This window comes from Streptomyces globosus (assembly GCF_003325375.1).
Taxonomy (GTDB): Bacteria; Actinomycetota; Actinomycetes; order Streptomycetales; family Streptomycetaceae; genus Streptomyces; species Streptomyces globosus_A.
In genome coordinates this window covers 426052-435000 of sequence record NZ_CP030862.1, presented here as the reverse complement: position 1 = coordinate 435000, position 8949 = coordinate 426052, and the positions used below count along the sequence as shown (strand labels likewise).

6 protein-coding genes are annotated in these 8949 nt (G+C 74.9%); 3 read left to right on the top strand and 3 right to left on the bottom strand.

Annotated elements, in window-relative coordinates; all coding sequences use genetic code 11:
* Nucleotides 1-609: 609 nt before the first annotated feature.
* Nucleotides 610-1608, top strand: a complete 999-nt coding sequence (trpS, locus tag C0216_RS02060; RefSeq protein ID WP_114053598.1) for a tryptophan--tRNA ligase — start codon at nucleotides 610-612, stop codon at nucleotides 1606-1608.
* Nucleotides 1609-1674: 66 nt separating this feature from the next.
* Here the strand turns inward: trpS and proC are convergent, their stop codons facing one another.
* The 3 genes from proC to C0216_RS02045 form a co-directional block, all read right to left on the bottom strand.
* Nucleotides 1675-2484 (bottom strand): pyrroline-5-carboxylate reductase, encoded by an 810-nt coding sequence (gene proC / locus C0216_RS02055; RefSeq protein WP_114053597.1) that lies wholly within the window; start codon nucleotides 2482-2484, stop codon nucleotides 1675-1677.
* 172 nt (nucleotides 2485-2656) lie between these two features.
* The gene (locus C0216_RS02050) at nucleotides 2657-3193 is read right to left on the bottom strand and encodes a hypothetical protein (protein WP_114053596.1); all 537 of its coding nucleotides are present in this window, start codon (nucleotides 3191-3193) and stop codon (nucleotides 2657-2659) included.
* A gap of 119 nt (nucleotides 3194-3312) precedes the next feature.
* Nucleotides 3313-3615 carry a peptidase gene (locus tag C0216_RS02045; protein WP_114053595.1) on the bottom strand — a complete coding sequence of 101 codons (303 nt, stop codon included), beginning with the start codon at nucleotides 3613-3615 and terminating at the stop codon, nucleotides 3313-3315.
* Between the two features lie 108 nt (nucleotides 3616-3723).
* Here C0216_RS02045 and C0216_RS02040 point away from each other — a divergent pair, with 108 nt between their 5' ends.
* Entirely contained in the window at nucleotides 3724-5946 is a 2223-nt protein-coding gene (locus tag C0216_RS02040) for a protein kinase domain-containing protein (protein ID WP_246042273.1), read from the top strand.
* A 223-nt stretch (nucleotides 5947-6169) separates the two neighbouring features.
* Nucleotides 6170-8923: a PKD domain-containing protein gene (locus C0216_RS02035; RefSeq protein ID WP_114053594.1), complete on the top strand. Its 2754-nt coding sequence runs from the start codon at nucleotides 6170-6172 to the stop codon at nucleotides 8921-8923.
* Nucleotides 8924-8949 lie beyond the last annotated feature (26 nt).

Below are 8949 nucleotides of genomic sequence, written 5' to 3'. Positions count from 1 at the left end.
GCGTTTCCGACTCTATCAGAGTCTTTCGCGCTCCGCTTTCCGTGGTTTTCGCTTTCGCGCTTTCCCTTTCCGGCGGTTCCGACTCTATCAGACCCTCTCGGGGCTGACTCCCAGTCAGCGGGATTCGCCTTGGGGGCCGTTGGGCCCCTGCGGCGTTGTGAGACATTAGCGGATTCCTCGCCCCCGATGCCAATCGGCGGCTGCGTCCTGGAACGCGGATTCCCCATTCGCAAACACGCATGAAAACGAGACGGCACAGCGCGCCGTTCGCTCAGGTGTGTGGTGCGGAATGGCTGTCCGGGGACCGACCGCAGTCAGCGCTCACGTCGGACAACTCGAAGAACCTTACGGATGGCGCAAGGGTGTGTCAACTCCCGCGCCGGGCGGCCCGTCGGCCGCTACTGTGGCCGTCATGACCACGCGCGCACTCGTGCCGAACCTTCGCTGGTGGCCCGCCTGACGGCGGCCGATCCACCACGCGAGCACGTACGCGCTCACGGCCGCCGCCTCGGCGGCCGTTTTTCGTTTCCTCCCCGCATCCGCGGAGTGGCCTGGCCGCCCCACCAGCCGGCGGCCGCCACACCGACACGGACAGGGAGAGACACCGACATGACGCGGATCTTCAGCGGGATCAAGCCGACCGGCCACCTGACGCTGGGCAACTACCTGGGGGCCGTACGGCAGTGGGTCGAGGCCGAGCACCAACCCGACGACGCCCTGTTCTGCGTAGTCGACCTGCACGCGCTCACCGTCGAGCACGATCCGGCGCGGGTGCGCAGGCTCAGCCGGCAGGCGGCGACCCTGCTGCTGGCGGCCGGGCTGTCGCCCGACCGGTGCACCCTCTTCGTCCAGAGCCACGTCGACGAGCACACACGGCTTGCGTACCTGCTGGAGTGCACCGCCACCGACGGCGAGCTGCGGCGGATGGTCCAGTACAAGGAGAAGGCCGTACAGGCCAGGGGTGCGGGGGCGGGGGTGCGGCTGTCGCTGCTGACGTACCCGGTGCTGATGGCGGCCGACATCCTCGCGTACGGGGCCGGGGAGGTGCCGGTCGGGGAGGACCAGCGGCAGCACGTCGAACTGACCCGGGACCTGGCCGTCCGCTTCAACCAGCGGTACGGGCACACGTTCACGGTGCCGCGGGCGGTCCACCCGGCGGTGGCGGCGCGCGTGATGGACCTCCAGGACCCCACGTCGAAGATGGGCAAGTCGTTCGGGGACGGGCCCGGGGTGGTGTTCCTGCTGGACGAGCCCGAGGTGGTACGGCGGAAGGTGATGCGGGCCGTCACCGACAGCGGGGACGGCGGCGTCGTGTACGACCGGGCCGGGCGGCCCGGGGTCGCGAACCTGCTGGACATCCTCGCCGCCTGTACGGGCGGGGACCCGGCGGCCCTCGCCGACGGGTACGCCGGGTACGGGGCCCTGAAGCGGGACGTGGCCGAGGCGGTGGTGGAGGTGCTGCGGCCGCTGCGGGAGCGGCACGCCGAGCTGGCCGCGGATCCCGCGGCGGTGGACCGGGTGCTGCGCGAGGGCGCGGCGCGGGCGAGGGCGCTGGCGCGGCCGGTGGTGGACCGGGCGTACGAGGCGATCGGGCTCCTGGCGCCCTGAGGCGGAGGACGGCGCGGCCGGGGCGGGACTGGGTCCGCTTCCGCCCCGGCCCGGCTCCGGCCGGCGTCAGCTGCTGCCGGTGGCGAGTTCGCGGCTGCGGTCGCGGGCCGCTTCGAGGGCGGCGATGAGGGCGGCGCGGACGCCGTGGCGTTCGAGTTCGACGATCGCGTTGATCGTGGTGCCGGCCGGGGAGGTGACGGCCTCGCGGAGCTTGACCGGGTGCTCGCCGCTGTCGCGGAGCATGACGGCCGCTCCGATGGCGGCCTGGACGATGAGGTCGTGCGCCTGGGCGCGCGGCAGGCCGAGGAGGATGCCGGCGTCGGTCATGGCCTCGACGAGGTAGTAGAAGTAGGCGGGCCCGGAGCCGGACAGGGCCGTCGCCGCGTCCTGCTGGGATTCGGGGACGCGGAGGGTCTTGCCGACGCCGCCGAAGATCTCCTCGGCGTGGGCGAGGTGCTCGGCGGTGGCGTGGCTGCCGGCCGAGATGACGGACATCGCCTCGTCGACGAGGGCCGGCGTGTTCGTCATGACGCGGACGACGGGCGTGCCGGCGGCGAGCCGCTCCTCGAAGAAGGACGTGGGGATGCCGGCGGCGCCGCTGATGACGAGGCGGTCCGCGGGGACGTGGGGGGCGAGTTCGTCGAGGAGGCGGCCCATGTCCTGCGGCTTGACGGTGAGGATGAGGGTGTCGGCCCGCTCGGCGGCCTCGGCGTTGCTGACGGCTTCGACGCCGTAGCGGGCGCGCAGTTCCTCGGCGCGTTCGGGGCGGCGGGCGGTGACGAGGAGCTGCCCGGCGGGCCGGCCGCCGCGGATCATGCCGCTGAGCAGGGCCTCGCCGATCTTTCCGGTACCGAGGACTGCGACTGTCTGGGTCATGCGGTGTCACCTCGTCGAGCTGGCTGGCTTCTGCTGCTGTTGCTGCGGGCGCACGGGCGGGCGCGCCCTCCCACCTGCTCATCCTTGCACTCGCGGGCCCGGCGGCGAGGGAGTGTCCGCAGTGCGGTCAGAGGGTGCGGCGGCGGGCCGCGATGCCGCGATGCCGTCTCGGCTACCGCTTGCGCCTGGGCCCGCGCGCGGCCGGGTTGCCCGCACGGGAGCTGCGGCGGCGCTCGTACTCGGCGACGGCGCGCTCGTACTCGGCGCGGCGCAGGCCCTCGCCGGGCGCTTCGGCGAAGCAGCGCAGGAAGTACGCGATGAGGGAGCCGATGAAACCGATGGTCTTGAGGCCCTTGAGCGCGGCCTCGTCGGAGGACGGCGCGGGCCGGCGGCTGAAGGAGTCCCAGGTCTTGACGAAGGCGATGGCGCTGCAGATCGCGAAGAGGACGACGACGGAGATGTTCAGGAACGAGCCGGCGTTGCCGATCTCCAGGCCCTCGTAGGAGAGGCGGAGCAGGACTGCCGCGGCGGCGGCCGTGATGATCGAGCCGGCGCCGGCGGCGACCCGGCGCAGGGCGTACCCGCCGTCGTGGTGGAGCCAGGTGGTGCCGAAGAAGCGGATCGGCTCCGGCTCGGGGCCTCCGGCGGGCGCCGCCGGGGCCTTCGCGGCCGGCGCGGCGGGGGTCTTCTCGGGCTGGTCGTCGCTCACACCGGCGATTATCCCCCGGCGGGCGCGGCCCGGCCGGGGCGTCTCACGCGGCGGACGGGTGACCGGGTGGCCGGCGGCGGCCCCGGGTGCTGTCGCCCCGGGGCCGCCGTGCGGGCGGGTCAGCCGCAGAGGCCGGCGACGTAGCCGTCGCTGCCGGTCTTCACGTACGCGTCGGAGACGAACTCGCCGTTCCCGATGCAGTCCCAGATGTTCGACGTGCCGTACGGGCCCGTCACGGTCGTCCCGCTGCACTGGCAGCGGATGCCGACCCATGCGCCGTACGGCAGGACGCGGACGATGGAGTGGTTGGTGCCCGGCCCGCTGCGGACGTTCACCCGGTAGCCCGGAGCGATCGGAAAGGTCGGGAAGCCGGAGCCGGACGCCGTGCTCTGGACTTGGCCGGAATCGTTCTCGACGGACATGCGTGATCTCCCCCCGGAAATGCTGCGGTGCGCAACCCGCGCAGGGTAGCAGGACCCTTGTGGCCCCGTACGGGGCATCGACTAGGCTCCGTCGGGGGTGGTGGAGCGGTGCAGTCGCGGCGTGCGGACTGGGTGGGCTTTCCGGAGTACGCCGGGCAGTACCGGCTCGAAGGGGTGCTCGGCTCCGGGGGGATGGGCGTCGTCCATCTCGCCACGTCCGGGTCGGGGCTGAAACTCGCCGTCAAGATCGTGCATCCGCAGCATGCGGTCGACCCCGAGTTCCGGGCGCGTTTCCGCCAGGAGGTCGCCGCCGCGCGGCGGGTGAGCGGGGCCTTCACGGCGCCCGTCGTGGACGCCGACCCGGACGCCGAACGGCCCTGGATGGCGACCCTGTTCATCGACGCGCCGACGCTCGCCGAGCGGGTCCGCGAGCGGGTCCTGGACGCCGCCGAGCTGACGCGGCTCGCCGCCGGGCTCGCGGAGGCGCTGCGGGACATCCACCGGGCGGGCGTCGTGCACCGGGACCTCAAGCCGGGGAACGTGCTGATGGCGCCCGACGGGGTCCGGGTCATCGACTTCGGGATCTCCCGGCCCGCGGACAGCCAGCTGCGCACGGAGACCGGCAAGCTGATCGGGACGCCGCCCTACATGGCGCCCGAGCAGTTCCAGCGGCCCCGCGAGGTCGGCCCGGCCGCGGACGTCTTCGCCCTGGGGGCGGTGCTGGTGCACGCGGCGACCGGGCGCGGGCCGTTCGACTCCGACAGCCACTACCTCGTCGCGTACCAGGTGGTGCACGGCGAGCCCGACCTGAGCGGGCTGCCGGAGCGGCTCGCCCCGGTCGTGGCGCGGTGCCTGGCGAAGGACCCGGCGGACCGGCCCACCGCCGGGGAGCTGATCGCGGAGGTGCGGGCGGTCGCGTACCCGACCGCCGAGGACACGCAGGCGTTCATCCCGCAGCCGCGGCCCCGCCCGGCCGCGGAGGCGGTGGGGCGGGCCGGCGCCGAGGACGCCACGCACGTACGGAGCCGCGCGCCGGAGCCGGAGCCGGAGCCGGGGGCGGGCGCGGGCGGGGACGGCGGCGCCGGGGGGCCGGGCGAGGCCGGCGGGCCGCGGCCGCGCGCCCGGCGCTGGTCGCGGCGGCGGCGCGGTGCCGTCGCGGCCGCGGTGCTGGCGGCGTCCGCCCTGGCGGCGGGCGGCGTGTACGCGGCCGGCTCGGACGGCGGGGAGTCGCTGGCCGCCCGTACCGCCGGCCGGAGCGCGCCCCCGCAGCAGCCGCCCGCCCCGTGGGCGGTCACTCCGGGCGGACCGGCTCAGGGCGGTGCGGGCGCCGCGTGCGCGGCGGACGGAACGGCCCTGTACTGCGCGGGGGCGGGCCTGGCCGCGGTACGGCTCGACGCGGCGGACGGGACGGCCGTGTGGAGCGTGCCGGCCGCCGGCCGGAGCGCACCCGGGACCGCGCAGGAGGCCCCGCTGCTGGCGGGCGGGCTCGTCCTGACCGCGGCGCCGGGCGCCGGCCTGCTCCAGGCGCGGGACCCGGACACGGGTGCGGAACGGTGGCGGCACCCGCTGCCGGGCGGCGCCCGGGCGGTCGCGGCGGGCGGGCACGTCCTCGCCGTGTCGGCGTCGGGGACGGCGACCGCGCTGGACCCGGCGACCGGCGCGGTCCGCTGGACCAGGCAGGTCGGCGGCACCGGCACGCAGTGGTGGGGCGGCACGCAGGATCCCGCGGGGCCCGCCCTGTACGCGGCCGTGCCCGACGGCGACGGCTCCGCGACCCGGGTGGCGGCGGTGGACCCGGCGACCGGCGCGGCCCGCTGGCAGCTGCGCACGGCCGGGCTGCTCCAGCCGGTCGGGGCGGCGCAGGGCGGGCTGTTCCTGCTGGACAGCGACCTGGAGGGGAAGACGGAGGCGGTCGTCCGGATCGACCTCGGCACCCGCGCCGTGAAGCGGGTCCGCCCGGGCACCCCGCTCTACCAGACGCAGGCGTCGGTCGGCGGGGACGGCGTCGTGTACGCCTTCGGCGCCTCGGGCGGCCTGGCGGCGATCGGCCCGGCGAAGGAGCAGTGGCGGCTGGAGACGGGCCTGGCGGTGGCGTCCCGGCCGGTCTTCGCGGACGGCCGCGTCTTCCTGTCCGCGCCGGACGGCCGCCTGCTGGCGGTGGACGCGGCCGCGGGCCGCCTGCTGGGCCAGACGAAGCCCCGTATGGCGGCCGCCCCGAACACCTTCACGGCAGCCCTGCCGGCCCCGGTCGCGGTGGCCGGCCGCGTCTTCGCCTCCGCCCCGGACGGCACGGTCTTCGCTGAGGACGCCGCCCGCCCGGCCGCCTGGTAGAGCGGCCCGCGGCCCCCGCGAGCCCGCGGCCTGCGCATTCGGCCGTGCGTGCGCCACTCCCGAGGTGACAGCCGCATCTCCGAGGAGGGATGATGATCTCCGTCTCCGTGGACCAGCGGGCGCACGGCCGGGGGGCCGGGGGGAACAGGCCGGGCCGCCGGCGCGCCGTGCACCGCACCCTTCGTGGTCCACGCCCATTTCCGTGCGCTAAGGAACTCCTCTGGTGCGTCCCACCCGCGTGGCGACCCTGTTGACCGCAGGCCTCGTCACCCTCCTCGGCATGCCCGGCGCCGCGGCCGCCGCCGACACGCCGTCCACGCTCTACGTCGACAACCGCGACGCCTCCCGCTGCTCCGACGCCGGCCCCGGTTCGCAGGCCGTCCCGTACTGCACGCTCTCGGCCGCGGCCAAGGTCGTGCAGCCGGGGCAGACCGTGAAGATCAGGCCGGGGAAGCAGTACGACGAGTCGGTCACCATCGACCGGTCCGGCGAGCCGGGACGGCCGATCGCCTTCGCCCTGGATCCGGTCGGGGACCGCCGTCACGCGGAGCCGGCCTACACCAGGGCCGTGACCATCCGTGGAGCCTCCCACGTCCGGCTCAGCGGTCTGCGCGCCTTCGGCGGCGTCACGATCAGCGGTGCTGCCGGGATCCGGCTGGAGGGCGTCTCCGTGACGAAGGGCAACCTTCCCGACGCACTCCTCGTCGAGGGCAGCACGGACGTGCAGGTCGTCCGCAGCGAGATCGCCGGCGTCCGGATCGCGGGCGGTTCCCGCGACACCGTCGTGAGCCGCAGCATGCTCATCGGCTCACGGGGTCAGGCCGTCACCGCGGTGGACGCGCCCGGAACGATCCTGACCAACAACATGATCGTCGGGTACTGCGGGGCGATGGCCTCCGTCGGCGGCGGCTCGACCGGCAGCGGACTCTTCAACAACGTGCTCCACAACAGCCGCACTTCCGACCACTGCAAGTCGGCCGAGCCCCGCCAGGGCATCGCGGTCGCACCGGGTGCCGTCGAGGGCACCCGCGTCGACTACAACCTGACCATCGCGAATGCCCCGCTGCAGCAGGTGTACGCCTGGTCCGGCGCGGTCCATCCGACGCCCGAAGCCTTCCGCGCGGCGACCGGCCAGGGCGCCCACGACCTGCTGACCTCGGATCCCCGTGAAGCGAGCGTCTCGCTCGCCGTCGACTCCGCCGACGCGACGGCTCCCGGCGTGACCACCACCGACTACGACGGCTACCCGATGTCCGACGACCCCCGGGTGCCCAACACCGGGCGCAACGGCGGGTACCTCGACCGCGGCGCCCGCGAGACGCACGACTTCCTGTCCAAGGTGTGGATGGACGTCGAACCGTCCTGGGCGCCGGCCGGCACCCCCGTCGAGGTGCGGGCGTACTCGGACAGCAAGTGGCCGACGATGATGAGCTACCGGGTCGACTTCGGTGACGGCAGCGCCCCTGTCGCCGCGGTCGACTCCGGGGACGGTGCGCCGCGCGCCTCGCACGTGTACCGCTCCCCGTGCGAGTGCAAGGTCACGGTGACGGGCGTCAACGGCGGCGGAACCACCTTCTCCGACGAGAGGACCGTTCGGGTCACCGCGGCCACCCCGCCTGCCGCGGCCTTCACCGCCGAGCCTGTCCTGCCGGCCTCGGCCGACCCGAGCAGCCACGTACGGCCGCTGACGGTGCGGATCGACCCGTCCGGCACGACGGCTCCCTGGCCCGTGCGGTTCGTGCATGTCGACTTCGGGGACGGCTCCGGGACGAGCACCGAGCACACGGGCCCCGTCGAGCACACCTACGCCCGCCCCGGCACCTACGGGGTGACCGTCACCGTCCGCGACTCGCAGGGGACGGAGACCACCGCCACCCGGAGGGTGCAGGTCGACTACGCGCCGTCCGCGTACACCGCCGTCGCACCGTTCCGGCTGCTGGACAGCCGCACCACCGGCAGCGCCCTCCACAGCGGGGGGCCCGTCCAGGTGGCGCTGCCCGTCGGGCAGGCCGTGCCGGGCCACGCCCTCTCCGGCGGCATGGCCGCCGCCGTCCTCAATGTGACCGTCACCGGCGCGACCGAGGACACGCACCTGAGCGTGTGGCCGTCGGGTCAGCCGCGGCCCGCGACGTCCAACGTGAACGTCCGGGCCGGCGGCACGTCCTCCAACACGGTCACCGTGCCTGTCGGCGCCGACGGCCGGATACAGGCGCAGCTCAACTCGGGCCGGGCGGAACTCGTCGTCGACTTCGCCGGCTACTACCAGCCCGGCGCCGGCCACCGGTTCACGCCGGTCGCCCCGACCCGCCTCGCCGACACCCGCACAGCGGGCGGCGCGCTGGGCGGCGGGCAGATCCGCACGGTCAAGGTCGCCGGAACCGCGGGTATCCCGGCCGGCGCGACCGCGGTCGCGCTGAACCTGACGGGAACGGGCGCCACCGCAGACGCGCACGTCATCGCCTACCCCGATCCGGCGCGGCGGCCGGCCACCTCGAACCTCAACGTCGAGCCCGGCAAGGACAAGTCCAACCAGGCGATCGTTCCCGTCGGCCCGGACGGGACCATCACCCTGTGGACCAACACCGGCTCCACCCACGTCGTCGTGGACGCGGTCGGCTGGTACGGCAAGGACGGCCGGGCCCTGTTCACCCCCGCAGTGCCCAAGCGCCTCGCCGACACCCGCACCACCGGCAGGCTCGCCCCGGGTGCGACCGCCGCGGTCACCGGCCTGCCGGCGGGTGCCGTCGGGGCCGTCCTCAACGTGACGGCGACCGAGTCCACCGGCGCCGGGTTCCTCACCGTCTACGCGGCCGGCGCAGCGCGCCCCGCGGCCAGCAGCGTGAACACCCGGCCCGGGGACACCGTCCCCAACCACGTCACCACGCCCGTCTCGGGCGGCGGTGCGGCCGTGTGGAACAGCTTCGGCGGCAGCACGCACGTGATCGCCGACCTGCTCGGCCACTTCACCCAGCCCTGACCTGGCCCGGGTGCACGGAAGCCCCG

Excerpts from the sequence above, each read along its gene's own strand:
- trpS (WP_114053598.1), top strand. The coding sequence starts at position 610 with ATGACGCGGATCTTCAGCGGGATCAAGCCGACCGGCCACCTGACGCTG.
- proC (WP_114053597.1), bottom strand. The coding sequence starts at position 2,484 with ATGACCCAGACAGTCGCAGTCCTCGGTACCGGAAAGATCGGCGAGGCC.
- C0216_RS02045 (WP_114053595.1), bottom strand. The coding sequence starts at position 3,615 with ATGTCCGTCGAGAACGATTCCGGCCAAGTCCAGAGCACGGCGTCCGGC.